This is a genomic window from Micromonospora sp. 050-3, from assembly GCF_046549335.1.
GTDB classification, from domain to species: Bacteria; Actinomycetota; Actinomycetes; order Mycobacteriales; family Micromonosporaceae; genus Micromonospora; species Micromonospora trifolii.
Map to the genome: position 1 here is coordinate 53,052 of NZ_JAJPVX010000005.1, position 24,533 is coordinate 77,584.

The window sequence follows — 24,533 nt, forward strand, 5'->3', positions numbered from 1 at the left end:
CTATGGGCGCACTACCAGCAGATGGCCGGTTCGGGGTAGGGCTAGCCGTACCCGGAGGCTCGGCGCGGGCGGACGCACCGGGCGGGGCGAGGTCGGTCCCAGCGGATAGGCTGAGCGGCGGTCGAGCAGACGAGTGCGAGAAGGAGCCATCCCGTGCGCCCAGGTGGACAGCCGAACATGCAGCAGATGCTGAAGCAGGCGCAGAAGATGCAGCAGCAGATCGCCGCCGCCCAGGCCGAGTTGGCCGAGGCCGAGCTGACCGGCACCGCCGGCGGCGGGTTGGTCACCGCGACCGTCTCCGGTTCCGGTGAGCTCAAGGCCATCAAGATCGACCCGAAGGCCGTCGACCCGGACGACGTGGAGACGCTGGAGGATCTGGTCGTCGCGGCCGTGCACAACGCCGCCGAGGCAGCCCGGGAGTTGACCGAGCGCAAGATGGGCCCGGTCGCCGGCGGCATGGGCGGCCTCGGCCTGCCCGGTTTCTGAGCCGGCAGATGTACGAAGGTGCCATCCAGGATCTGATCGACGAGCTGGGTCGGCTGCCGGGCGTGGGTCCGAAGAGCGCTCAGCGGATCGCGTTCCACGTCCTCTCGGCGGATCCGGCCGACGTCAACCGGCTGGCCGGCGCGTTGCGCAAGGTCAAGGAGCTGGTGCGGTTCTGCACGACCTGCTACAACGTGGCCGAGTCCGAGCAGTGCCGGATCTGCCGCGACCCGCGTCGCACCGAGGAGGTGCTGTGCGTGGTGGAGGAGCCCAAGGACGTGGTGGCCATCGAGCGGACGGGTGAGTTCCGCGGTCGCTACCACGTGCTGGGTGGCGCGATCAATCCGCTGGAGGGCATCGGCCCGGACAATCTGCGCATCCGGGAGCTGATGATCCGGCTCGGTGGCGGCGGGGTGCGGGAGTTGATCCTGGCCACGGATCCGAACACCGAGGGCGAGGCGACAGCCACCTACCTGGCGTTGATGGTGAAGCCGATGGGCATCTCGGTGACCCGGCTGGCCAGTGGGCTGCCGGTCGGCGGCGACCTGGAGTACGCCGACGAGATCACCCTTGGTCGGGCCTTCGAAGGGCGCCGCGCGGTCTGATCCCCTGACGTACGGCCGGTGGCCGGCACCCGTGTTGGGTGCCGGCCACCGCTGCGTGTCTGCCCGGAAATGATCTGACACCTGTGCCCTCATCGGGGCTGTTCGACGTAACAGTTTGGCATCGCGGGTGCTGATTGATCGGTTTTTGCCGCTGTTTACCTACGAATCGAATGTCAAGCGGCGGTTGAGGCACGATCCGATACCAACCGTCCACTCAGCGGTTTCCGGGTGGTCGCCTCGGGAGCTATGGTCACCGCCATCGGTGACCCCTGTCACCACGTTGTCCGTACCCCCAAGGACGAGGTGAAGCACACATGCGTGCACCCAGGCCGAAGGTCGCGATCGCGGCCATCGCGGTCGCGGCCCTCGCGGTAGCAGGCTGCGCCGAGAGCAACCGCGACGACAAATCCGGTGGTAGCAAGAAGGACACCCTCGTCTTCGGCGTCGCCGGAGACCCGAAGGTGCTCGACCCGAGCTTCGCCAGCGACGGTGAGTCGCTGCGCGTGGCGCGTCAGGTCTTCGAGACCCTGGTTCGACCGGAGGAAGGTGGCACGAAGGTCACCCCCGGTCTGGCCGAGTCCTGGACCCCGGACGCCGCCGGCACCACCTGGACCTTCAAGCTCCGCTCGGGCGTGAAGTTCCACGACGGCACCGACTTCAACGCCGAGGCCGTCTGCGTCAACTTCAACCGCTGGTACAACGCCAAGGGCCTCATGCAGAGCCCGGACGTGACCGCGTACTGGCAGGACGTCATGGGCGGCTTCGCCAAGAACGAGAACGCGGATCTTCCGCCGAGTCTCTTCAAGTCCTGCGCCGCCAAGGACGCCACCACTGTGGACCTGTCCTTCACCCGGGTCTCCAGCAAGATCCCGGCCGCGCTGATGCTCCCCTCGTTCTCCATCCACAGCCCGAAGGCGCTGCAGGAGTTCGACGCGAGCAACGTCGCGGGCACCGCCGAGGACATCAAGTACCCGGCGTACGCGACGGAGCACCCGACCGGCACCGGCCCGTTCAAGTTCAAGACCTGGGACGTCGCCAACAAGACGCTGACCCTGGAGCGCAACGAGGACTACTCGGGCGCCAAGGCCAAGCTGAAGACCCTCATCTTCAAGACGATCTCGGATGAGAACGCTCGCAAGCAGGCGCTGCGCTCCGGTGACATCCAGGGCTACGACCTGGTTGGCCCGGCGGACGTCGAGCCGCTGAAGAGCGAGGGCTTCAACATGCTCACGCGCCCGGCGTTCAACGTGCTCTACCTGGCGATGAACCAGAAGGGCAACCCGAAGCTCGCCGACATCCGTGTCCGGCAGGCCATCGCGTACGCCCTGAACCGTCAGCAGCTGGTCACCTCCAAGCTGCCGCCGGGTGCCAAGGTCGCCGACAACTTCATGCCGGACACCGTCGAGGGCTGGAACGGTGACGTCACGAAGTACACCTACGACCCGGCCAAGGCGAAGGCGCTGCTGGCCGAGGCCGGCGCGTCGAACCTGACGCTGAAGTTCCACTACCCGACCGAGGTCACCCGGCCGTACATGCCGAACCCGAAGGACATCTTCGAGTTGCTCTCGGCGGACCTGAAGGCCGTTGGCATCACCGTCGAGGCGATCCCGCTGAAGTGGAGCCCGGACTACCTGAACGCCACCACCTCGGGTAGCAAGCACGACATCCACTTCCTGGGCTGGACCGGTGACTACGGCGACGCCTACAACTTCATCGGCACCTTCTTCGACCGGCCGAAGGACGAGTGGGGCTTCAACAACAAGGCCCTGTTCGACCAGTTCAAGGACGCGGACGGCACCGCCGACATCGCGGCCCGGACCGAGAAGTACAAGGCCCTGAACAAGTCCGTGATGGACTTCCTGCCCGGTGTGCCGATCTCGCACTCGCCGCCGGCGATCGTGTTCGGCAAGGACGTGACCGGCGTCAAGGCGAGCCCGCTCACCGACGAGCGGTACGCGACCGCCGAGTTCAAGTAAGTCCTGATCTGACGCAGCAAGGAACGCGGGCGGGCGCTGTCGCACAGCGCCCGCCCGCAACCCTCCGCACCCCTTCGAGGCCGCCGTGTTCCGGTTCATCGTCAGACGCCTGCTTCAGCTGATACCCACGCTGTTCGGGCTCTCCCTCCTGCTCTTCATCTGGCTCCGCCGACTTCCCGGCGGCCCCGAGACCGCCATTCTCGGCGAGCGCGGCACACCCGAGATGCGGGCCGCGATCCGCCGCAACATGGGGCTCGACGAGCCCATCCTGGTGCAGTACGGCCGCTTCGTACGGCGGATGATCAAGCTCGACCTGGGCACCTCGACCTCCACCAAGCGGGCGGTCACCACGGAGTTCATCGAGCGCTTCCCCGGCACCGTCGAGCTGACCATCACCGCGATGATCATCGCCATCGGCGTCGGAATTCCGCTGGGCTACCTGGCCGCCCGTCGTCGCGGCCGTTTCCTGGACCACGCGTCCGTGGGCGGCTCGCTGATCGGCATCTGCATCCCGGTCTTCTTCCTGGGCTACGTGCTCAAAGCGATCTTCTCGGAGAACCTGCACTGGTTCCCGTCCAGCGGCCGGCAGGACCCGACCCTCGGGGCGACCCGGGTCACCAACTTCTTCGTCCTCGACGGGTTGATGACCCGTGAGTGGGACGCCGCCGCCGACGCCCTCTGGCATTTGGTGTTGCCCAGCATCGCGCTGGCCAGCATCCCGCTGGCGATCATCGTCCGGATCACCCGGGCGAGCGTGCTGGAGGTGCTGAACGAGGACTTCGTCCGGACCGCCGAGGCGAAAGGCCTGACCGAGCAGACGGTTCGTCGTCGGCACGTCCTGCGCAACGCCATGCTGCCGGTCGCCACCTCGATCGGTCTGCTCGCGGGCGGCCTGCTCTCCGGCGCGGTGCTGACCGAGACCGTCTTCGCCTTCAGCGGCATCGGAGCGTTCGTCGCCGAGGCCATCGGCCAACGCGACTATCCGGTGCTGATGGGCTTCATCCTGATCATCGCGGTGGTGTACGTGCTGGTGAACCTCCTGGTCGATCTCTCCTACAGCTTCATCGACCCGAGGGTGAGGGTGCGATGACACTCAGCCCAGGCAAGAAGCGCGACAAGATCGACCGGCTCTCCGAGCTGGCTGCCCGTGACGACGAGCGGGGCGTCAGCCTCTGGCAGGAGGCGTTCCGCCGGCTGCGCGGTAACCCGGCTGCGATCGTCGGCGCCGTCATCCTGGCGCTCTTCGTGCTGGTCGCTGTGGTCGGCCCGTTCCTCGTGCCGTACACGGCGACGGACACGATCGGCATCCGGGAAGGGCTGATCAAGCCGGGTACCATTCCCGGCCCGAACGGCGACCACTGGTTCGGCTACGACCACCAGGGCCGGGACGAGTTCAGCCGGATGATCGTCGGCGCCCGCCAGACCCTGCTGGTCGGCGTGGTCTCCACACTGATCGGTCTGGCGATCGGCGCGCTGATCGGTGGCGTCTCCGGCGCCGCGGCCGGTCTCGGGGGCCGGTGGGGGCGGTGGATCGACACCACCCTGATGCGCTTCATCGACATGCTGCTGGCGATGCCGAGCCTGCTGCTGGCGGTGAGCATCGCCGCCCTGCTCGGGGCCAGTCTGACCACTGTGATGATCGCGGTCGGCGTGGTCTCGGTCCCGGTGTTCGCCCGGCTGCTGCGCGGCTCGATGATTTCCCAGGCCAACAGTGACTACGTGCTGGCGGCGACCTCGCTCGGCGTGAAGAAGTCGAAGATCGCGCTGACCCACGTGGTGCCGAACTCGCTCGCCCCGGTGATCGTGCAGGCCACGCTGACCCTGGCCACCGCGATCATCGAGGCCGCGGCGCTCTCGTTCCTCGGCCTCGGCAACCCGGACACCGCCGTGCCGGAGTGGGGGGTCATGCTCGCCGACGCGCAGCAGTACCTCGGCATCCGGCCGTCATTGGCGATCTACCCGGCGGTCGCGATCATCATCACCGCGCTCGGCTTCACCCTGCTGGGTGAGGCGATGCGTGAGGCCCTCGACCCGAAGCTGCGGAAGTAGGCCCGTAATGGCACTGCTCGAAGTTGAAGATCTCTCCGTCACGTTCGCCCGCCGCGGTCAGCGGGCCGTGCACGCGGTCGACGGGGTGTCCTTCTCGGTCGATGCCGGTGAGGTGGTCGGTCTGGTCGGCGAGTCCGGCTGCGGCAAGAGCGTCACCTCGCTCGCGATCATGGGCCTGTTGCCCAAGCAGCCCGGCCTGCGGGTCGGTGGGAAGGCCGTCTTCGACGGCACCGACCTGCTCCAGCTCGACGACCGGTCGCGGCGGGACATCCGGGGCCGGGACATCGCGATGATCTTCCAGGACCCGCTCTCCTCGTTGAACCCGGTGATCCCGATCGGGTTGCAGGTGACCGAGGTGCTCACCCGGCACCGGGGGATGAAGGGCGAGGCCGCTGCGAAGGAGGCGGTGGCGCTGCTGGACCGGGTCGGCATTCCCGACCCGAAGCGGCGGCTCAAGGAGTACCCGCACCAGCTTTCCGGTGGGATGCGCCAGCGTGCGCTCATCGCGATGGCGGTGGCCTGCCAGCCTCGGCTGCTGATCGCCGACGAGCCGACCACCGCGCTGGACGTCACCATTCAGGCCCAGATCCTGGAGTTGCTCAAGGAGCTGGTCCGGGACTCCGGCACCGCACTCTTGATGATCACGCACGATCTGGGCGTGGTGGCCGGCATGTGCGACACCGTCAACGTGCTCTACGGCGGCCGGGTGGTGGAGACGGCCCGACGTCGTCCGCTGTTCCGCCAGCCGCGTCACCCGTACACAGTGGGTCTGCTCGGCTCGGTGCCGCGCCTGGACGCCGGGCGGGGCGAGAAGCTCAACCCGATCCCCGGCTCGGTCCGCGACCTGCTGCCCTGGCCGGACGGTTGCGCCTTCGCCCCGCGCTGCGCCCGCCGGATCGACGAGTGTGTGGGTGAGCCGCCGGAGCTGGTGCACGCGCACGACGGACGGAGCTACCGGTGCGTCAACCCGGAGCCGCTGCCGGGCATGGTGCCCGCCCCGCGCGAGGAGGAACAAGCGTGAGCGAGAACGACATCCTCGTCGAGGTGCGCGACCTGAAGGTGCACTTCCCGATCAAGCGGGGGGTGCTCTTCGACCGGGTGGTAGGCCAGGTGAAGGCCGTCGACGGGGTCGACCTGAGCATCGCGCGGGGCAAGACGTACGGCCTGGTGGGTGAGTCCGGCTGCGGCAAGTCCACGTTGGGTCGGGCGCTGCTCCAGCTCACCCCGCCGACAAGTGGCGAGGTCAGCTTCGACGGCGTCGAGCTGACCACGCTGCCGTCCGGCAAGCTGCGCAGCATGCGTCGCCGGATGCAGATGATCTTCCAGGACCCGATGTCCAGTCTCGATCCCCGGCAGAACGTCGAGTCGATCCTGACCGAGGGCCTCCAGACCCACGGGATCGGCACCGACCGCACCGACCGTCGGCGGATCATCGGCGAGACCCTGGACGCGGTCGGGCTGCCGCGCTGGGCGCTGTCGCGCTACCCGCACGAGTTCTCCGGCGGGCAGCGGCAGCGGATCGGCATCGCCCGCGCGCTGGTGCTCGGGCCGGAGCTGATCGTCGCCGACGAGCCGGTCTCGGCGCTCGACGTGTCGATCCAGGCCCAGGTGGTCAACCTGCTGGACGAACTCCAGGACAGCCTGGGGCTGACCTACCTGGTGATCGCGCACGACCTCGCTGTGGTCCGGCACATCTCCGACATGGTCGGCGTCATGTACCTGGGCGCGCTGGTCGAGGAGGCGCCGAGCGACAGGCTCTACACCGAGCCGCTGCACCCGTACACCCGGGCGCTGATGTCGGCGGTGCCGGTGCCGGACCCGGACGTGGAGGACCGCCGGGAGCGGATCCTGCTCGCCGGTGACCTGCCGTCGCCGGCCAACCCGCCGTCCGGCTGCCGCTTCCACACCCGCTGCCCGTGGGCGCAGCCCACCCGCTGCGCCGACGAGCGACCGGTGCTGCGGGACATCGGCGCCAGCCGCGTGGCCTGCCACTTCGCGGAGCAGATCGCCAGCGGCGAGCTGCGCCCGCACGGGGTCAGCGCGCAGATCGTCCGACCCGAGGGCGAGGGGGACGCGCCGGGCGTGGTCTCCGCGCCCACCGAGCCCGGCTCGTACGTCTGAGACTGGACGCGGTGCCGGCGTCAGCCCTCGGGGCGGTTCAGCAGCCCCACCGCGACGCCGTGCACCGCGTCCAGCCCAGCCGGGTCGGCCAGCGTGACCGACGTGCCGGTCACCGCGTACCACTCGTCAGCGTCCTTGTACTGCACCCGCAGCGTGACAGTGCCGTCGGCGTACTCGGTGCGCAGCGTCAGGTCACCGGTGACGACGCCGACCTCGTCGGTCATCACGCCGCCGGGGCCGGGCACGATGTCGGTGGTGCGGGCCTGTGGGCCGGCCGCCCCGCCCGAATCCGCGACCATGCCGGCACCCGGCACGGCGGCGGGAGTCTCGGCGGTGCCGTCAGCGGCCATGCCGGCGGCGGACGGGCCGCTCTCCCCGGCGGCGGTCACGAGTCGCTTCCCACTGAACAGCCCTCCAACATGTCGGTCAGGGCGGACTTCTCGGCGCTGGTCACCGTCAGCTTCCAGTAGTGCTTGACCGTCACCCAGTCCTGAGCGTATTTGCACCAGTAAGACCGGTTCGCCGGCTTCCACTGGGACGGGTCCTGGTCACCCTTTGCCCGGTTCGACGTGGCGGAAACCGCGAAAAGCTGCGGACGGGTGGTGTCGTTGGCGAAATCGCCGCGCTTCGCGTTGTCCCACTCGTCGGCACCCGAGCGCCAGGCGTTGGCCAACGGCACCATGTGGTCGATGTCCACGTCGGAGGGATCCGAGAAGCTACGACCGTCGTACACGCTCTCCCAGCGCCCACCGACCACGTTGCAGCCGGAGAGCTTCACGTCCTTGCCGTCGCGCTGGAGGATGCTGTCCCGGATATCGCAGTTCTTGCCGGTGTCCCGCCAGTGCGGGAAACGCTCCCGGCTGTAGCCCTTCATCGAGCCGGCGGTGGCGACGGTGAGCTGGCTCAGCTGCTCAGCGGCGTTGCCGCCGTCGCTCGACGGCGGTGTGGTCGGCTCATCCTGCGGGACGCAACCGGCCACGCCGAGCGCCAGCGCCGCGGCAAGCGCGGCCACCGCCGCTCGCGGTCCTGATCTGGTACGCACAGACGACACCTCTCCAGCTTGGGGGCTCCCGGCGATTGCGCACAGTACCCGGGCACGGTTTCGGCGTTTCGTGGCGTCTCCCACATGATGCAAGGCAGATTGGTGGGATGACCGCACCCGTACCGGCGACCGCCCTCCGGATGGGCACCACCGCCGGCCGGGGCACGCTGCTCGCCGCCGTACTCGCCTCTGGCATGGTCTTCCTCGACAGCACCGTCGTCAACGTGGCGCTGCCGAAGCTCGGGCAGGACCTCGGCGCGAACGTGGCCGATCTCCAGTGGACCATCAACGGCTATCTGCTGATGCTGGCGGCGTTCGTGCTGCTCGGCGGCGCGCTCGGCGACCGCTTCGGCCGGCGACGCATCTTCCTCATCGGCGTGGTCTGGTTCACCGCCGCCTCCGTGCTCTGCGGGCTGGCCCAGGAGACCGGCATGCTGATCGCGGCCCGGTTCCTCCAGGGCGCCGGTGGCGCGCTGCTCACGCCCGGGTCGCTGTCGGTGCTCCAGGCGAGCTTCCATCCCGACGACCGGGGCCGGGCGATCGGCGCCTGGGCCGGGCTGTCCGGGGTGTCCACCGCGCTGGGCCCGTTCATCGGGGGCTGGCTGATCGACGCGTTCTCCTGGCGCTGGATCTTCTTCCTCAACCTGCCGATCGCCGTGCTGGTGCTGCTGGCCGCCCTGCGCTGGGTGCCGGAGAGCCGCGACGAGAGCGCCTCCCGCACCGAGGGACAGGGTCGGACCCGACGGCGGTTCGACGTCGCCGGCGCCCTGCTCGGAGCGCTCGCGCTCGCCGGCGTCACCTACGCCCTGATCGACGCGCCGGCCCGCGGGTTCGACTCCGCCGAGGTGCTGATCGCAGCAGCGGTCGGGGTGCTCTCCGCGGTGGCCTTCGTCCTGCTGGAACGGCGGCGTGGCGACGCCGCGATGCTGCCCACCGGGCTGTTCAGCAGCCGACTCTTCTCGGTGCTGAACATCTTCACTGTTGTCGTCTACGCGGCGCTCGGCGGCTTCACCTTCTTCTTCGCCGTCTACCTCCAGAACGTGGTCGGGTGGTCGGCCTTCCGCACCGGCATCGCGTTGCTGCCGATGACCCTGCTGCTGCTGGTCGGCTCCGCGCGCGCCGGTGCGCTGTCGGCGCGGATCGGCCCACGGCTGCCGCTCGCCATCGGACCGGTGGTCGCCGCGGTCGGCCTGCTGCTGCTGCGCGGCGTCGGACCGGGCGCGTCGTACTGGCGGGACGTGCTGCCCGGGGTGCTGCTCTTCGGCATCGGGTTGACACTGGTGGTGGCACCGCTGACCGCGTCGGTGCTGGCCGCCGTGCAGGACCGGTTCTCCGGGGTGGCCAGCGGGTTTAACAACGCCGCGTCCCGCGCCGGCGGCCTGCTCGCGGTGGCGGCGCTGCCGCTGCTGGTCGGGCTCTCCGGCGGCGGGTACGAGCAGAAGGCCGAGCTGACCGATGCGTTCCGGGGCGCGATGGAGTGGTGTGCCGGGCTGCTCGTGGCCGGCGCGCTGCTGGCCCTCGTGCTGGTCCACCGACCGCCCCGGGAAGCCCCGCCGTCCCAGCCCTGCCATTCACTGCCCGCCGCGACACCCCCGAAGTAGGAAGCCACTTCGGGGGTGCCGCGCACAGGTCAGCGGCGGGCGCGGTTGACGGCGCTGGTGACCGCCTTGATCGACGCGGTGACGATGTTGGCGTCGGTGCCGACACCCCAGACCGTCTTCCCGTCCACCTCACACTCCACGTACGCGGCGGCCTGAGCGTCACCGCCGGAGGAGAGCGCGTGCTCGTGGTAGTCGAGCACCCGTACGCCCACCCCGACCGACTGGAGCGCGTTGACGTACGCGTCGATCGGGCCGTTGCCGACTGCGGCGAGCGAGCGCTGCTCGCCGCCCACACCGACCTGGGCCTCGATCTCGACCTTGCCGTCCACCGTGCCGATCGTGTAGCCGGCCAGCCGGACCGTCGGGTCGGGCTGGTGGTCGAGCAGGTAGTGCGTCGCGAAGATCTCCCACATGGCGGCCGGGTCGACCTCGCCGCCGTCGTGATCGGTGACCTGCTGCACCACACCGGAGAACTCGATCTGGAGCCGGCGCGGCAGGTCCAGCTGGTGCTCGCTCTTCATGATGTACGCGACGCCGCCCTTGCCGGACTGCGAGTTGACCCGGATGACCGCCTCGTAGGTGCGGCCCAGGTCCTTCGGGTCGATCGGCAGGTACGGCACCGCCCAGGTGTGCTCGTCCACCGGTACGCCGGCCGCCTTCGCGTCGGCGGCGAGGGCGTCGAAGCCCTTCTTGATCGCGTCCTGGTGGGAGCCGGAGAAGGCGGTGTAGACCAGGTCGCCCGCGTACGGGTGGCGCTCGTGCACCGGCAGCTGGTTGCAGTACTCGACGGCTCGCCGGATCTCGTCGATGTTCGAGAAGTCGATCATCGGGTCGATGCCCTGGGAGAAGATGTTGAGCCCGAGAGTCACCAGGTCGACGTTGCCGGTGCGCTCACCGTTGCCGAACAGGCAGCCCTCGATGCGGTCCGCGCCGGCGAGTAGGCCCAGCTCGGCGGCGGCCACGCCGGTGCCCCGGTCGTTGTGCGGGTGCAGGCTCAGCACCACGCTGTCCCGGCGCGGCAGGTGCCGGTGCATCCACTCGATCGAGTCGGCGTACACGTTGGGGGTGGCCATCTCGACTGTGGCCGGCAGGTTGATGATCAGCGGCCGGTCCGGGGTCGGGTCGATCACGTCGATCACCCGGGAGCAGACCTCCAGCGCGTACTCCAGCTCGGTGCCCGTGTAGGACTCCGGCGAGTACTCGTAGAAGATCTCCGTGTCCGGGGTGTGGATCTCCGCGTACTTCTGGCAGAGCCGCGCACCGGTGGTGGCGATGTCGGCGATGCCGTCCCGGTCCAGGCCGAAGACCACCCGCCGCTGGAGGGTGGAGGTCGAGTTGTAGAAGTGCACGATGGCCCGCTTCGCGCCGCGCAGCGACTCGAACGTCCGGTCGATCAGGTGCTCCCGGCACTGCGTGAGCACCTGGATGGTGACGTCGTCCGGGATCATGTCGTCTTCGATGAGCTGCCGGACGAAGTCGAAGTCGGTCTGGCTCGCCGACGGGAAACCGACCTCGATCTCCTTGTAGCCCATCTGGACCAGCAGCTGGAACATCCGGCGCTTGCGCTCCGGCGACATCGGGTCGATCAGGGCCTGGTTGCCGTCGCGGAGATCCACGGCGCACCAGCGGGGGGCGGCCTCGACGGTGCGGGTGGGCCAGGTGCGGTCCGGCAGCTCGACCCGGAACTGCTCGCGGTACGGCTCGTAGCGGTGGTACGGCATCCGGCTGGGGCGCTGCCGGGCGATCGGATCGGTCTCGGCGTCGGTGACAGGTTGAGCCATCTCAGAGTGCTCCCTGGAACATGTGGCGTCAGCAGATCGGAAGGTGTCGGCGAGATGCCGGGCGACGGTGCGCGGCGGTGCCGAGAGAAAACTCGGATGTGCTGGACGGCGCGATGCGACTCCGCGACGAGGTGCCGGCCGGTCAGGCCTCGTCGCGGCGGCTAAGGAGGAGCAGCGCCTGCCACATGACCAGGTCACCCTACGTGATGGAACGGGGGGTGGAAAGACAGGTCCGGACTATGGGACCGGGGTCATGGCCGGCGCTGCGGCCTCGGCACCCAGCCGCGGCGTGCGTCCAGCCCAGGCCACCGCGGGTACGATCGCCAGCCCGACCAGCACGAAGATCGCTGCTATCGGTAACCAACCCCACCCGCCGGTGGTCACCCCGAGCGCGGTCAGCCCCGCCGGTGCGATCAAATACTGGACCTGCACGCCGAGTCCGAGCGCCCCCACGTACGCACCGCGCTGGTCGGCCGGCGGCAGGGTGGCGGTGAGCCCCCAGGTGCCCGCCGACTCGATCAGCTCGGCCAGGATCAGCAGCAACGCGGCGGCCACCAGCACCACGATGGTGAGCGCGCCCCGAGTGACGCCGGAAATCGGCAGGACCAGGCAGAACAGGGCGATCAGCAGCCCACCCCGACGGGAGGCCCGGGCCGCGCCCGCCGCGGTGTCAGCGCCCCGGCTGACGCGCACCTGAAGCAGCACGATCAGCACCGTGTTGAGCAGCACCAGCCCGGCGATCACCGTCTTCGGGGCGTCGGTGTGGGTGAGGATCCACAGCGGCAGCACCGTCAGGTAGAGGACCCCGTGCGCGGTGAGCAGCCCGGACAGCACTGACACCGCCATGAACGGCCGGTCCCGGAGCACGGCGAGCCGACTCATCGGCTCCGCCGGTCTGGCCACCTGCGGCAGTCGGGGCAGTCGCCGCACGAAGAGGGCCGTCACGAGGAAGACCGTCGAGATGAACCAGACCATCCCCCGGTACGCCGTGATCGTGTCCACCGCCAGCACCAGGCCGCTGACCACCGCGCCGAGCCCGAAGCCGACGTTCAGCGACGAGCGCTGGTACGCCATCGCCGTGACCCGTTCGGCCGGCGGGAGCGCGTTGATCGAGTAGACCTGCCGGGCCACGCCGACAGCGGCGTCCACGGCGGCCAGCGCCACCACCACGGCGAGGAAACCCGCGAAACCGCCCACGAACGGGTAGGTCGCGAACAGCGCCGCGTTCAGCACCAGCCCCACCACCCAGACCCGCTGCGGTCCGTACCGGTCAGTGAGCCCACCCAGCGGCACGGTGCCCAGCAGCGACACCCCCGCCGCGACGGACAGCCCCAACCCGACCTGGGCGGCGCTGAGCCCGAGCGCCCGGGTGAAGAAGACGGCGCTGCCGGCGTGGAACAGGCCGCTGCCGACGGCGTAGACCATGGCCTGCACGGCCAGGGCGCGCGTCAGCCCGGCTGGCGGTACGACATCTCGGACGGCGGTGCGGATGGTTTCTCGGGTCCCCATGTCGGGTGAGTGAACGGGCTCCCCGTGATCCCGGTCGAGTCTTTTAGGCTGGACCGAATCCTGCTCCCGGGGGTGCGTGTGTCCGAGTTGCGGTTCAGCCTGGCCGACGTGGCGGGAGTGCGGCTCGCCGTGTCACCGGCCAACGAGACGGTCATGAGCATGTGGGCGCTGGCCAACCCGGTCCGCTACGCGGTGCACCTGCCCTGGATCGACCGGGCCCGGGTGACGTTGCGTCGCCCCGAGGTGGCCGACCGGGTCCAGCCTCTGGTGGGGTTGGTAGTGCCGGGTCGCTGGCTGCCCGACTTCCTCACCCCGGCGGCCCGACCGAACGTGGAGATGGCCGAGCAGCTCGACCAGATCGCCGCGACGCCGCCGGCCGTGGTGGTCCAGGACCTGCTGTCGACCACCTGGCAAAAGCCGCTGAGCCCGTTCGGGCGGGCGCTGCTCGCCGACCCCGGCGGGCTGCTGCCGCAGGTCGTCGACGCCGCGCGGGTCTGGTACGACGAGGCGATCGCCCCGGACTGGTCGCGGATGCGGGCGCTCCTCGACGCCGACGTGGCGTACCGGGCCGCGCAACTCGCCGAGAGCGGCGCCGGTCGGTTCTTCGAGCAGCTCCACCCGAGCCTGCGCTGGCACGGCGACCGGGTTATCAGCGACGACACGTTCGAGCGGGACTTCGACCTCCGCGATCGTGGGCTGGCGCTGACCCCGACGGTGTTCACCGAGCGGCACGTGCTGTGGAACCTGCTGGAGGATTCGCTGCCGGCCGGTGCGTACCCCGTTCGCGCCGTCGGGACGCTCTGGGAGGCGACCGCGCCGCCGCCCGGCGACCCACTCGCACGGGTGGTCGGGCCGGGCCGGGCCACGCTGCTGCACCTGCTGGAGACGGCGCTGACCACCACCGACCTGGCCCGACTCACCGGGATGTCCGCCGGGAACGTCTCCCAGCACCTGGCCGCGCTGCACGGCGCCGGCCTGGTGTCCCGGTCCCGCGAGGGTCGGCACGTGCGCTATCGCAACACCGACGCCGCGGCGGTCCTGCTCCGGGCCAGCCGGGGCGGGTGATCCCGGCGCTCGATCAGCGCAGCAGCAGCTCGGCGACCGGGCGGCGGTGCCGCAGGCCGGTCTCGCGGGCGCGCAGGTCCGCCGGGAGGGCGAACGGGTCCCCGAGCCGGCCGACTGCGGCGACCACCAACGGGCGGACGCCGCCGGGCAGGTCGAGTTCGGTGGAGAGGCCGGCCCGGTCGAACCGGGTGAGCTGGTGCACGTGCAGACCGAGCGCGGTGGCCTGCACGGTCAGGTGCGCGATCGCCTGCCCCAGGTCGTACGCGGCCCGCTCGGTCTCGAGGCCGGCGTGGGCGCCGACCACCAGGGTCGCGGCGTGCCGGATCCAGCTCTGGTCGTCGACCGGGAGGCTGATCAGGATCCGTTTCCAGGTCTCGTCGTCGCGGTGGCCGAGGGCGAACCGCCAGGGCTGCCCGTTCTCCGCCGACGGGGCCCAGCGCGCGGCCTCGAGCAGCGAGGCGGACTCCTCCGGGGTCAGCTCGGCGCTCGCATCGAAGGCTCGTGGACTCCAGCGGTACGCGAGCAGCGGGGTGAGGTCGGCCATGCACCAGATCGTCCTGTATGGGTGATTCGCACCGAAGGGCGGGGTGGCTGAATGTGGGCAAGAGCACCCGTAACGGGACGAAGATCAGGGCGTTCCCGCGCTCGGGCTCTCCGACGGGTCCGGGGTCGGCGGCGCCGCGGTGTCGAGCGGCTCCCGATCGACCACCACCGGGCCGGCCAGCTGCACGGTGGCCGGTGCCGGGCCGGGTGCGGCCGCCAGCCGCAGCGACCCGGCCCCGGTCCGGACGCCGGTCGGCGTGCCGTCCTGGTCGTAGCAGTAGATGCCCACATCCAACGGGGCGTTGAGCGACGCCGAGGTGGAATCCACCGAGTAGCAGGTGCCGGTGAGGCCCTCGGGCGGGTTGGCCGGGGCGACCGCCAACGGCGCCCGTCGGTCGGTGAGCACGTACAGCCAGTCGGTGAGCAGGTGCTGGACCCGGGGGTCCGACCGGCGTGGGATCGCGTCGTCGCGATCACCCAGGCGTACGCAGCTCGCCGACTCGGTGTGACCGGCCGACGGTAGGGCGCACTGGAACAGCCCGTCGGCCGTGTTGGCCATCGAGACATCGGCGGTGCCACCCAGGGCGCCCCCCGGCACGTCCACCCGCCAGCTGCCGTCGTTCGCGCTGGTGAAGACGATGGTCCGATCCGGTTGACCCGCCTGGCTGTAGACGTACTGGGCCACCAGGTGACGGTCCTGAGCCGCCGCAGCCAGCGCGGCCAGCTCATCCCGTGCGGCCTCCACCTCGACCGGCCCCGGATCGGCAGGCGGCGGAGTCGGAGCCTGCTCACTGGTGCAGGCGACCAGGAGGGCCGGCAGGGCGAGGACGAGCGGCCCGAGCACACGGCCGGCCGAGCGGATGAGGACGGGCACCGGCCCATTCTGGTGGGTGCGGGCGGTCGGTGGGTGCCGGCGCGTACCGGGCCCGTTCCGGCGTGTCGGGTGGGGCGTCCCGGCGTACCCGTCCGACCTGGTGGGACCGGCCCGGCCGGGTCCGGGCGGGCCGGATGGTGGGATCACCTGACCCGGCTTCGTTACCCGCCGGATACCCTCATGAGGTCTGACACGCGCCGCCGGCCCCGGTTCCGGCGGCGTCGGCACGCTCAGGGTCGCTGGGAGGGAGTGCACCGTCGTGGCACTCGTGGTGCAGAAGTACGGCGGGTCCTCCGTCGCCAACGCCGAGCGGATCAAGCGGGTGGCCGAGCGCATCGTCGCCGCCCGCAAGGCCGGCGACGACGTGGTGGTGGTGGTCTCCGCGATGGGCGACACCACCGACGAGCTGCTCGACCTGGCCAACCAGGTCAGCCCGCTGCCGCCGGGCCGCGAGCTGGACATGCTGCTCACCGCCGGGGAGCGGATTTCCATGGCCCTGCTGGCCATGGCCATCCACAACCTGGGGTACGAAGCCCGCTCGTTCACCGGTTCGCAGGCCGGCGTGATCACCACCTCGGTGCACGGCCGCGCCCGGATCATCGACGTCACCCCCGGGCGGCTCAAGGGCGCGCTCGACGAGGGGTCGGTGGTCATCGTGGCCGGCTTCCAGGGCGTCTCCCAGGACACCAAGGACGTCACCACGCTGGGCCGCGGTGGTTCGGACACCACCGCCGTGGCGCTCGCCGCCGCCCTGCACGCCGACGTCTGCGAGATCTACACCGACGTGGACGGCATCTTCACCGCCGACCCGCGGATCGTGCCCAACGCCCGGCACATCCGGCACATCACCTACGAGGAGATGCTGGAGCTGGCCGCGTGCGGCGCGAAGGTGCTGCACCTGCGTAGCGTGGAGTACGCCCGGAGGGCGGGGTTGCCGATCCACGTCCGTTCGTCATACTCGACCAACACCGGCACGATGGTCACCGGATCGATGGAGGACCTTTCCGTGGAGCAGGCACTGATCACCGGGGTCGCGCACGACCGCAGCGAGGCCAAGATCACGATCGTCGGGGTGCCCGACGAGCCGGGTGCCGCCGCGCGGATCTTCGACACCGTCGCCGGCGCCGAGATCAACATCGACATGATCGTGCAGAACGTCTCCACCGAGGGCACCGGCCGGACGGACATCTCGTTCACCCTGCCCAAGGCCGACGGCCCCACCGCGATGGCGGCGCTCAGCAAGATCCAGGAGCCGGTCAAGTTCAAGGGCCTGCTCTACGACGACCACGTCGGCAAGGTCTCGCTGATCGGCGCGGGCATGCGCTCGCACCCCGGGGTGGCGGCCGGCTTCTTCGCCGCGCTCGGCGCCGCCGGGGTCAACATCGAGATGATCTCCACCTCCGAGATCCGGGTCTCCGTTGTCTGCCGGGACACCGACCTCGACGCCGCCGTCCGCGCCATCCATGACGCGTTCGAGCTGGGCGGCGACACCGAAGCCGTGGTCTACGCGGGGACGGGTAGGTAGCGCCGATGACGGCGCTGCCCACCCTCGCCGTGGTCGGAGCGACAGGTGCCGTCGGCACCGTGATGTGTGAGCTGCTCACCGGGCGACGCAACGTCTGGGGTGAGATCCGGCTGCTCGCCTCCGAGCGCTCCGTCGGGCGCCGGGTGCGCTGCCGGGGCGAGGAACTCGTCGTCCAGGCGCTGACCCCCGAGGCGTTCGACGGGGTCCAGGTGGCCATGTTCGACGTGCCCGACGAGGTCTCCGCCGAGTGGGCGCCGATCGCCGTCGCCCGGGGCGCGATCGCTGTCGACAACTCCGGCGCGTTCCGGATGGACCGCGACGTCCCGCTGGTCGTCCCGGAGATCAACCCCGAGCAGGTCCGCAACCGGCCCCGGGGCATCATCGCCAACGCCAACTGCACCACCCTCGCGATGATCGTCGCCGTCGCGCCGCTGCACCGCGAGTACGGCCTACGAGAGCTGGTGCTCGCCTCCTACCAGGCGGTCTCCGGAGCCGGTCAGTCCGGCGTCGACATCCTGCACGACCAGCTCACCAAGGTCGCCGGCGATCGGGCGCTCGGCTCGCGCACCGGCGACGTACGCCAGGCGGTCGGCGACGACCTGGGCCCGTTCCCGGCACCCATGGCGCTCAACGTGGTCCCGTGGGCCGGCTCCCCGGCGGACAGCGGCTGGTCGTCGGAAGAGATGAAGATCCGCAACGAGTCGCGGAAGATCCTCGGCCTCCCCGACCTCAAGGTCTCCGCCACCTGCGTCCGGGTGCCCGTGGTCACCGCCCACTCGGTCGCCGTGCACGCGGTCTTCGCCACCGAGGTCGACGCCGAGGGCGCCCGCGAGGCGCTGCGCAACGCACCCGGGGTGATCCTGGTGGACGACCCCGCGGCCGGGGAGTTCCCCATGCCGATCGACGCCGTCGGCACCGACCCGTCCTGGGTCGGCCGGATCCGCCGCGCCCTGGACGACCCCCGCGCCCTCGACTTCTTCGTCACCGGCGACAACCTCCGCAAGGGCGCGGCCCTCAACACCGCCCAGATCGCCGAACTCCTGGCCAAAGAACTCCGCACCCCCTAACCCCACCCCGCGCTCCTCGCGCCCCCGCGCCCCCCGCGCACCCCGCGCACCCCGCACCCCCGGCCCCGGCCCCGCCCCGCCCATCGCGGTCGATCATGGAGTTGTGGTGGGCGAGTTATCCAGCTCTACGACTTTTGCGGGGCACCATAACTCCTTGATCGACGCGTCGGGAGTGTGGGGCGTGGGGGTTGGGGTTACGCGGCGGAGAGTAGGACGCCGTCTCGGCCTTGGCGTTTCACCGCGTAGAGGGCCTGGTCGGCTCGTCTCAGGGTGCGGTCGGGGGTTTCGCCGGGGCGCGGCAGCGCGACGCCCACGCTGATCGTGCGGCCGATGCGTCGGGCCGCCTCGGTGAGCCGTTCGGCGATCCGGACCGCCTCCTCCGGGCGGCTCACCTCGATCACCGCTACGAACTCGTCGCCACCGATCCGGTACAACTCGTCGCCGTGCCGCAGCGCACCCTCCAGCGCCCGGGCCAACCCGACCAGCACCCGGTCGCCGGCCTGGTGGCCGTACGTGTCGTTAACGGTCTTGAAGCCGTCCACGTCGATCGCCAGCAGGGCCGTACGCCCGGGGGTGGCCGCCGCGATCCGCTGCCCGAACGGGCCGGTGTGCCGCAACCCGGTCAGCGGGTCGGAGCTGGCCTGCTCCCGAAGCCGGGCCAGCGTGCGCAGTCGGTCCACGCTCGTCCATGCCTGCCCGGCGAGCAACTCCATCAGGCTGACAGTGGTCGGGTCCGGACGCAGCGCGCGTTCGTCGGCGACCAACAGCACCCCACCGGCGTCGGTCGGCCCGACCGGCACGGCGACCAGCGTGCGAACCCCCGCCCGGGTCAGTGGTTGGTAGTCCTCGGTCGGGGGATGCCCGGCCTCGCCCAGCGTGTACCCGGCGCCGTACCGGTGTGCCCGCTCGACCATCCGGTCCAGGGCGGCCGGACCCGCCCCGGCCAGCTCGGCGCGGATCCGGGTCTCCAGGTCGCTCGGCGTCGCCGGGGACGGGCCGAGCTGGCCGCCGATCAGCAGTAGCGCGGTGGAGAGCGTGGAGACCTCCCGGGCGGCGCGGGCCGCCGCCCCCATCACCTCCCCCTCGGTCGGCGCGGAGGAGAGCGCGGCGGTGTGCCGGAGCAGCTTCTCGCTGCGGCTCTCCGCCGGTGGGCCACCGAGGGCGGCGATCCGCGAGCCGAGCCCGTCGGCCAGCCGCTGCGCGGTCTCCCGCCACGGCTCCAGGTCGGTCGGCTCACTCCACTGAAGGTCGAGTACGCCGATCGCCCGGCCCGTCGGGTCCAGCACCGGTACGCACAGCTCGGCGGTCACATCCGGGCGTACCGGTAGGTAGTCCGGGTCGACTGTGACGTCCGGGACGACGGCGGGAGCGCCGGTCGCGTACACCCGGCCGACGATGCCGGTCCGCGCCGGCACTGTGGCGAAGACCTGCCAGGCCCCGGTCGCCGCGACGCAGCGCAGGCGGTCGTGGACCGCGAGCAGCACGGAGATGGTCGCCGGGGTGTGGCGGGACAGCGCGGTGACCGTCCATCGACACGCCTCCGGCGTGCTCGACGCCATCGGCAGGCGGACGGTGACGTCACGGATGACTCGCTGATGATCCACTCGCACGTCGTTCCAGGTAGGGGAGGGGCCCGGCCGACGCCGAACCGCTCGATCAAGCGTACTCACGGTGGCTGGGACCGGCCGGGCTTCGTACACACGTGCTATCCACAGGCTGTGGACGCAGCCTGTGGACGCGTGGCCCCGCGGGATGCCGCGACCGGCGATAGCGTGGAGCCTCCCGGCGCCGAGGAGGCGAGCCCATGCTCATCGCCCAGCTCAGTGACCCACACCTGACCACCGGCCTGCTCGCCGCCGAACCGGCCGCCGGGTTGCACCGGGCGCTCGGCCGGGTGCTGGCGTTGCGACCCCGACCGGACTGCGTGGTGATCAGCGGCGACCTGGCCGACCACGGCCAGCCCGAGGAGTACGCGGCGCTGCGCGAGGTGATCGGCCGGTTCCCGCTGCCGGTGCACCTGACCACCGGCAACCATGACGACCGGGAGTCCCTGCTCGACGCGTTCGGCGGCACGCCGTGGCTGGGCGGCGGCTTCTCCGCCTATTACCACGTCGACCACGAGGCGGCGTCCGTCGTGGTGCTCGACTCGCTCGTCCCCGGCAGCGACGGCGGCCAACTCGGCGAGGAACAACTCGGCTGGCTCGACGGGGTGCTGGCCGGGCGACCCGAGGTGCCCGCCGCGATCTTCCTGCACCACCCACCGGTCGCGGTCGGCATCCCCGCGGCGGACTCCATCCGGCTCGCCGACGGTGACGCGCTCGCCGAGGTGATCGGCCGGCACCGGCACGTCGTACGGGTCGGCGCCGGCCACCTGCACCGCCCGGTCACCACGGCGTACGCGGGCACGGTCCTCACCGTGGCACCCAGCACGTGGAAGCAGAGCACGCTCACCATGAGTGCCGACGAGCAGATCGGTTGGCTCAACGAGCCCACCGCCTTCCTGCTGCACTCGGTCGAAGCCGGCGGCTGCGTGACCCACACCGTGCAGGTCAGCCACTCCGCCGGGCAGACCTGCGGCTTCTGAGGGGTCGTCATGCTGGCCTGGTACGTCTCGTACGGCTCGAACATGCACGCCGCCCGGCTGGGCTGGTACATCGGTGGTGGCTGCCCACCCGGCGGAAAGCGGACGTACCCGGGCTGCCGTGACCAGCGCCCACCCAGCCGGTCGACGCCCGTGTCGCTGCCCGGCGGCATCTACTTCGCCGGCGAGTCCGGTGCCTGGACCGGCGGCATGGCCTTCTACGACCCGCACCTGCCGGGCGAGGCCGCGGCCCGCGCCTATCTGGTCACTCTGGAGCAGTTCACCGACATCGCGGCCCAGGAGATGTACCGCCCGCCGGGAGACACGACCGAGCTGATCCCGGCGGCCGGCGCGGCCATCGACGCCGCCGTCGCCAACGGACGGGCCACGCTCGGCCCGGGGCGGTACGAGACGCTGATCTGCCCGGGCAGCCGCGACGGTGTTCCGATGCTCACCTTCACCGCACCCGAGGGGGCATCAGCCGTGCCGTGCCGACCTCCCGCGCCGATCTACCTCGGCATGATCGCCCGAGGGCTGCGCGAGTCGCACGGTTGGCCCGCCGAACGGATCGCCACCTACCTGGCGGCCCGGCCCGGAGTGGCGGGCGCCTGGCCACCGGAGGCGGTAGCGGCCCTGGTCGACGAGGCGCTGGCCGACGGCTGACCCACCGGCTCGCGCCTCGTCGGCCGCGCCCGGCTGGCTCGCGTTCCGTCGCTCGCGCGCCGCCCGGCGCGGGCGGTGCGCTGATGCGGTCAACCGAGCAGGAACTCGCGCAGCGCGGGGGCCAGCGTCGTCGGCGGCACGTCGTGGTAGCCGCCGTCGAGGCTCACGGACCGGCCACCCGGCACTGCCTCGGCCGCCGCCCGACTCGCGTCCCGCAACCACTGTGGACTGCCGGTGCTGTCAACCGCGAGGGTGGGCGCGGTGATGGCCGCCAGCCGGTCGACGGGGAGTCGCCCTCCGGCGGTGACGATCGCGTCGTACACCAGGGTGTGCGCGACAGCCGTCAACCCACCCCACATCGGCTGCGACCGCATCCCGGTGATCTGCTCGGCCGGCAGCCCCACCGAGGCACTGAGGAAGGTCTGCACCGCGCCGTCCCGGTCGTCGGCGGCGATCAGCTCGATGAGCTGCGGGGTGATGTCCTTGCGGACGCCCACATGCGGGCCGACCTGGAACGGTGGCTCGAACATGACCAACTTGGTCACGGGCAGGCCCTGCGCGGTGGCGAGGGCGGCCAGGACAGCCCCGGAGGAGATGCCGTAGACGGCGGCCGAACCACCCGCCGCCGCCATCAGGGCAGCCAGGTCGTCGATCTCGCGACCGACCTCGTACGGTGCGGTGTCGCCGCTGTAGCCCCGACCCCGACGGTCATAGCTGACGGTGGTGAAATCCGGCGCCAGTGCAGCACCCAGGTCGCGGGTCGCGTTGCGATCGCTGAACGCGCCGCCAACCAGGATGACCGCCGGCCCGGCACCGGACCGCTCGAACGCGATGGGTGTGCCGTCGACCGATCGCACCTGCTCCGCCACTGGTGTCGTTCCGCTCACGATGCCGCTCCCCACTCCTCGTTGGTCGTCTCGTCCTTTCTAGACCGTGGGTCCGACGTTGTCCGGCAGACCGCGTTAAACGGTGATCGATAGCGGCCTCGGCGTACGCGCTGCTCCGATGCGCTGCCCGGGTCGACCGGTGGCCGTCCGGATGAGAGGCTGTCGGGGCGGGGGCCATGCTCAACCACCGTCATCCGCGACCCTTTCGACGGCGCCCGTCGGCGGCCCCGGTCGACCCAGAGGCCGGGCACCGTACGCGCCGATTCTCACGAGGAGATCCATGTTCATACCCGGGATGCGTCGGGCCGCTGTCGGCCTGACCGCGCTCGCGGTGGCCGCTTTCGGCGCGGTCGCCACCAGCCCTGAGCAAGCCGACGCGCGGCCGAAGCCGGTCGACGTCACCCTGCTCGCCCTCAACGACTTCCACGGCAACCTCGAACCGCCGAGCGGGTCCAGCGGCACCATCGCCGGGCAGACCGCGGGTGGCGTCGAGTTCCTGGCCACCCACCTTGCCGAGCTGCGCGCAGCGGCCAAGAAGAAGAACACCATCACCGTCGCCGCCGGTGACCTGATCGGCGCGTCACCGCTGCTCTCGGCCGCGTTCCACGACGAGCCGACCATCGAGGCGCTGAGCATGGCTGGGCTGGACTACGCCAGCGTCGGCAACCACGAGTTCGACGAAGGCGCCGCCGAGCTGCTGCGAATTCAGAACGGCGGCTGCCACCCGGTGGACGGCTGCATCGACGGCACCCCGTACCGGGGGGCCGGCTTCCAGTACCTGTCCGCGAACGCCTTCAAGACCGCGACCGGCAAGCCGCTGATGGCGCCGTACGCGATCCACAAGGTGCAGGGCGTCAAGGTCGGCTTCATCGGCATGACCCTGGAGGGCACCCCGCAGATCGTCAGCCAGCAGGGCGTCGCCGGCCTCAGCTTCGCCGACGAGGCGGACACCGCCAACCGGTACGCTCGCGAGCTGCGCCGCAAGGGCGTACAGGCGATCGTCGTCCTGCTGCACGAGGGTGGCACCCAGGCCGCGACCGGCGGGATCAACGACTGCGTCGGCATGACCGGCCCCATCGTGGACATCACCAACCGGATGGACCCGTCGATCGACGTGGTGGTCAGCGGGCACACCCACCAGGCGTACAACTGCGACATCAACGGCAAGCTGGTCACCAGCGCCAGCTCGTTCGGTCGCCTGGTCACCGACATCGACCTCAAGATCGACCGTCGGTCCGGCGATGTCATCTCCGCCGCCGCGAACAACGTGGTGGTCACCCGCGACGTCGCCAAGGACCCGCGGCAGACCGCGCTGATCAACCGGTACAAGACCGTGCTCGGCCCGGTCGCCGGACGCCAGGTCGGCGTGACAAACGAGGCGATCACCCGGAGCCAGGAAACCCTCTTCGGTACGAGCCTGGGCGAATCGCCACTGGGCAACCTGATCGCGGACGCGCAGCTCGCCGCCACCGACGACGAACAGAACGCCGTCGCCGCCTTCATGAACCCGGGCGGGGTCCGGGCCGACCTCGACGCCGGCCCCGTCACCTACGAGGAGGCGTTCACTGTGCAGCCGTTCGCCAACAACCTGGTGACACTGGACCTCACCGGCGCGCAGCTCTACTGCGTCCTGGAGCAGCAGTTCGTCACCGGTCGGACCCTGTACCCGTCGGCCACCGTGGGCTACGTGGTCGACCCGAACGGCACCACCGGTACGGTCGCCGACCCGTGCGCCGGCACCCGCGTGGTCCGGGGCAGCCTCACCCTCGGCGGCACCGCCGTCGACACCGCTGCCATCTACCGGGTGACTGTGAACAACTTCCTGGCCGGCGGCGGCGACGGGTTCAGCGCCCTCACCGGCGGCACGAACCTGGTCACCGGCAAGATCGACCTGGACGCCTTCGTCGACTACCTGACCGCCCAGTCGCCGGTCTCCGCGCCGACGCTGGACCGGATCCGCACCACTGCCGAGGTCCCCGCCGCCTGACGGCCGACCTCGCGATCATCGGGCCCCGGAGCACCAGCTCCGGGGCCCGACCCGTTGCCGACCCCGCGACCCGTTGCCGACCCCGCGACCCGTTGCCGACCCCGCGACCCGTTGCCGACCCCGCGACCCGTTGCCGACCCCGCGACCCGTTGCCGACCCCGCGACCCGTTGCCG

At 70.9% G+C, this 24,533-nt stretch carries 22 protein-coding genes; 14 read left to right on the plus strand and 8 right to left on the minus strand.

The genetic code is table 11. The annotated features are described in order from the left end of the window. The first annotated feature begins 177 nt into the window (after positions 1–177). The 7 genes from ACLJOK_RS33415 (at position 178) to ACLJOK_RS33445 (ending at position 7,234) form a co-directional block, all read left to right on the plus strand. Positions 178–486, plus strand: coding sequence for a YbaB/EbfC family nucleoid-associated protein (locus ACLJOK_RS33415; RefSeq protein ID WP_007466279.1), 309 nt, complete (start codon positions 178–180; stop codon positions 484–486). Positions 487–494: 8 nt separating this feature from the next. Next, positions 495–1,088 (plus strand): recombination mediator RecR, encoded by a 594-nt coding sequence (gene recR / locus ACLJOK_RS33420; protein ID WP_238657997.1) that lies wholly within the window; start codon positions 495–497, stop codon positions 1,086–1,088. A 314-nt stretch (positions 1,089–1,402) separates the two neighbouring features. After that, entirely contained in the window at positions 1,403–3,064 is a 1,662-nt protein-coding gene (locus ACLJOK_RS33425; RefSeq protein ID WP_238682368.1) for an ABC transporter substrate-binding protein, read from the plus strand. 85 nt (positions 3,065–3,149) lie between these two features. Next, complete coding sequence (locus ACLJOK_RS33430) at positions 3,150–4,154, plus strand: ABC transporter permease (protein WP_124776655.1); 1,005 nt, start codon at positions 3,150–3,152, stop codon at positions 4,152–4,154. Next, positions 4,151–5,113: an ABC transporter permease gene (locus ACLJOK_RS33435; RefSeq protein ID WP_410822470.1), complete on the plus strand. Its 963-nt coding sequence runs from the start codon at positions 4,151–4,153 to the stop codon at positions 5,111–5,113. The genes ACLJOK_RS33430 and ACLJOK_RS33435 overlap by 4 nt, the downstream gene beginning before the upstream one ends. A 7-nt stretch (positions 5,114–5,120) precedes the next feature. Further along, positions 5,121–6,134 carry an ABC transporter ATP-binding protein gene (locus tag ACLJOK_RS33440; protein WP_410822471.1) on the plus strand — a complete coding sequence of 338 codons (1,014 nt, stop codon included), beginning with the start codon at positions 5,121–5,123 and terminating at the stop codon, positions 6,132–6,134. Next, positions 6,131–7,234: an ABC transporter ATP-binding protein gene (locus ACLJOK_RS33445; protein ID WP_410822472.1), complete on the plus strand. Its 1,104-nt coding sequence runs from the start codon at positions 6,131–6,133 to the stop codon at positions 7,232–7,234. Before ACLJOK_RS33440 ends, ACLJOK_RS33445 begins: the two co-directional genes overlap by 4 nt. Before the next feature lie 20 nt (positions 7,235–7,254). On the opposite strand, the gene ACLJOK_RS33450 is transcribed toward ACLJOK_RS33445, so the two are convergent. Beyond that, positions 7,255–7,644, minus strand: a complete 390-nt coding sequence (locus tag ACLJOK_RS33450; RefSeq protein ID WP_410822493.1) for a hypothetical protein — start codon at positions 7,642–7,644, stop codon at positions 7,255–7,257. Then, a complete protein-coding gene (locus ACLJOK_RS33455) occupies positions 7,620–8,276 on the minus strand; it encodes an HNH endonuclease family protein (protein WP_410822473.1) in 657 nt (218 codons plus the stop codon). Before ACLJOK_RS33455 ends, ACLJOK_RS33450 begins: the two co-directional genes overlap by 25 nt. Positions 8,277–8,383: 107 nt before the next feature. Here ACLJOK_RS33455 and ACLJOK_RS33460 point away from each other — a divergent pair, with 107 nt between their 5' ends. Then, on the plus strand, positions 8,384–9,877 hold the full coding sequence (locus tag ACLJOK_RS33460; protein WP_410822475.1) for an MFS transporter: 1,494 nt from the start codon (positions 8,384–8,386) through the stop codon (positions 9,875–9,877). 29 nt (positions 9,878–9,906) lie between these two features. On the opposite strand, the gene leuA is transcribed toward ACLJOK_RS33460, so the two are convergent. Together leuA and ACLJOK_RS33470 are read right to left on the minus strand one after the other, a co-directional pair. After that, entirely contained in the window at positions 9,907–11,658 is a 1,752-nt protein-coding gene (gene leuA, locus ACLJOK_RS33465) for a 2-isopropylmalate synthase (RefSeq protein ID WP_410822476.1), read from the minus strand. Between the two features lie 237 nt (positions 11,659–11,895). Continuing rightward, entirely contained in the window at positions 11,896–13,167 is a 1,272-nt protein-coding gene (locus ACLJOK_RS33470; RefSeq protein ID WP_410822477.1) for an MFS transporter, read from the minus strand. A gap of 72 nt (positions 13,168–13,239) precedes the next feature. On the opposite strand from ACLJOK_RS33470, the gene ACLJOK_RS33475 reads away from it, so the two are divergent. After that, positions 13,240–14,232 carry a DUF5937 family protein gene (locus ACLJOK_RS33475; protein ID WP_410822478.1) on the plus strand — a complete coding sequence of 331 codons (993 nt, stop codon included), beginning with the start codon at positions 13,240–13,242 and terminating at the stop codon, positions 14,230–14,232. Between the two features lie 13 nt (positions 14,233–14,245). On the opposite strand, the gene ACLJOK_RS33480 is transcribed toward ACLJOK_RS33475, so the two are convergent. Beyond that, the gene (locus ACLJOK_RS33480) at positions 14,246–14,776 is read right to left on the minus strand and encodes a nitroreductase family protein (protein WP_410822479.1); all 531 of its coding nucleotides are present in this window, start codon (positions 14,774–14,776) and stop codon (positions 14,246–14,248) included. A gap of 84 nt (positions 14,777–14,860) precedes the next feature. Then, the gene (locus ACLJOK_RS33485) at positions 14,861–15,649 is read right to left on the minus strand and encodes a hypothetical protein (RefSeq protein ID WP_410822481.1); all 789 of its coding nucleotides are present in this window, start codon (positions 15,647–15,649) and stop codon (positions 14,861–14,863) included. 259 nt (positions 15,650–15,908) lie between these two features. Here ACLJOK_RS33485 and ACLJOK_RS33490 point away from each other — a divergent pair, with 259 nt between their 5' ends. Together ACLJOK_RS33490 and ACLJOK_RS33495 are read left to right on the plus strand one after the other, a co-directional pair. Further along, complete coding sequence (locus ACLJOK_RS33490; RefSeq protein WP_151491046.1) at positions 15,909–17,174, plus strand: aspartate kinase; 1,266 nt, start codon at positions 15,909–15,911, stop codon at positions 17,172–17,174. 5 nt (positions 17,175–17,179) lie between these two features. Continuing rightward, positions 17,180–18,241, plus strand: a complete 1,062-nt coding sequence (locus tag ACLJOK_RS33495; RefSeq protein WP_091403390.1) for an aspartate-semialdehyde dehydrogenase — start codon at positions 17,180–17,182, stop codon at positions 18,239–18,241. 194 nt (positions 18,242–18,435) lie between these two features. Here the strand turns inward: ACLJOK_RS33495 and ACLJOK_RS33500 are convergent, their stop codons facing one another. Then, positions 18,436–19,845, minus strand: coding sequence for a diguanylate cyclase (locus tag ACLJOK_RS33500; RefSeq protein WP_410822483.1), 1,410 nt, complete (start codon positions 19,843–19,845; stop codon positions 18,436–18,438). Positions 19,846–20,045: 200 nt separating this feature from the next. On the opposite strand from ACLJOK_RS33500, the gene ACLJOK_RS33505 reads away from it, so the two are divergent. Together ACLJOK_RS33505 and ACLJOK_RS33510 are read left to right on the plus strand one after the other, a co-directional pair. Continuing rightward, positions 20,046–20,825, plus strand: a complete 780-nt coding sequence (locus tag ACLJOK_RS33505) for a phosphodiesterase (protein ID WP_410822484.1) — start codon at positions 20,046–20,048, stop codon at positions 20,823–20,825. Between the two features lie 9 nt (positions 20,826–20,834). Next, complete coding sequence (locus ACLJOK_RS33510; RefSeq protein WP_410822485.1) at positions 20,835–21,485, plus strand: histone deacetylase; 651 nt, start codon at positions 20,835–20,837, stop codon at positions 21,483–21,485. An 89-nt stretch (positions 21,486–21,574) separates the two neighbouring features. Here the strand turns inward: ACLJOK_RS33510 and ACLJOK_RS33515 are convergent, their stop codons facing one another. Then, positions 21,575–22,372 carry an alpha/beta fold hydrolase gene (locus ACLJOK_RS33515; protein WP_410822486.1) on the minus strand — a complete coding sequence of 266 codons (798 nt, stop codon included), beginning with the start codon at positions 22,370–22,372 and terminating at the stop codon, positions 21,575–21,577. A 280-nt stretch (positions 22,373–22,652) separates the two neighbouring features. Between ACLJOK_RS33515 and ACLJOK_RS33520 the strand changes: the two genes are divergently transcribed. After that, positions 22,653–24,359, plus strand: coding sequence for a bifunctional metallophosphatase/5'-nucleotidase (locus tag ACLJOK_RS33520; protein ID WP_410822487.1), 1,707 nt, complete (start codon positions 22,653–22,655; stop codon positions 24,357–24,359). The last annotated feature ends 174 nt before the right edge of the window (positions 24,360–24,533 follow it).

What these genes read in the sequence shown, in the direction of transcription:
- ACLJOK_RS33505 (WP_410822484.1), top strand. Translation starts at nt 20,046, where the DNA reads ATGCTCATCGCCCAGCTCAGTGACCCACACCTGACCACCGGCCTGCTC.
- leuA (WP_410822476.1), bottom strand. Translation starts at nt 11,658, where the DNA reads ATGGCTCAACCTGTCACCGACGCCGAGACCGATCCGATCGCCCGGCAG.
- ACLJOK_RS33520 (WP_410822487.1), top strand. Translation starts at nt 22,653, where the DNA reads ATGTTCATACCCGGGATGCGTCGGGCCGCTGTCGGCCTGACCGCGCTC.
- ACLJOK_RS33460 (WP_410822475.1), top strand. Translation starts at nt 8,384, where the DNA reads ATGACCGCACCCGTACCGGCGACCGCCCTCCGGATGGGCACCACCGCC.
- ACLJOK_RS33415 (WP_007466279.1), top strand. Translation starts at nt 178, where the DNA reads ATGCAGCAGATGCTGAAGCAGGCGCAGAAGATGCAGCAGCAGATCGCC.
- ACLJOK_RS33425 (WP_238682368.1), top strand. Translation starts at nt 1,403, where the DNA reads ATGCGTGCACCCAGGCCGAAGGTCGCGATCGCGGCCATCGCGGTCGCG.
- ACLJOK_RS33495 (WP_091403390.1), top strand. Translation starts at nt 17,180, where the DNA reads ATGACGGCGCTGCCCACCCTCGCCGTGGTCGGAGCGACAGGTGCCGTC.
- recR (WP_238657997.1), top strand. Translation starts at nt 495, where the DNA reads ATGTACGAAGGTGCCATCCAGGATCTGATCGACGAGCTGGGTCGGCTG.
- ACLJOK_RS33510 (WP_410822485.1), top strand. Translation starts at nt 20,835, where the DNA reads ATGCTGGCCTGGTACGTCTCGTACGGCTCGAACATGCACGCCGCCCGG.
- ACLJOK_RS33435 (WP_410822470.1), top strand. Translation starts at nt 4,151, where the DNA reads ATGACACTCAGCCCAGGCAAGAAGCGCGACAAGATCGACCGGCTCTCC.
- ACLJOK_RS33480 (WP_410822479.1), bottom strand. Translation starts at nt 14,776, where the DNA reads ATGGCCGACCTCACCCCGCTGCTCGCGTACCGCTGGAGTCCACGAGCC.
- ACLJOK_RS33440 (WP_410822471.1), top strand. Translation starts at nt 5,121, where the DNA reads ATGGCACTGCTCGAAGTTGAAGATCTCTCCGTCACGTTCGCCCGCCGC.
- ACLJOK_RS33470 (WP_410822477.1), bottom strand. Translation starts at nt 13,167, where the DNA reads ATGGGGACCCGAGAAACCATCCGCACCGCCGTCCGAGATGTCGTACCG.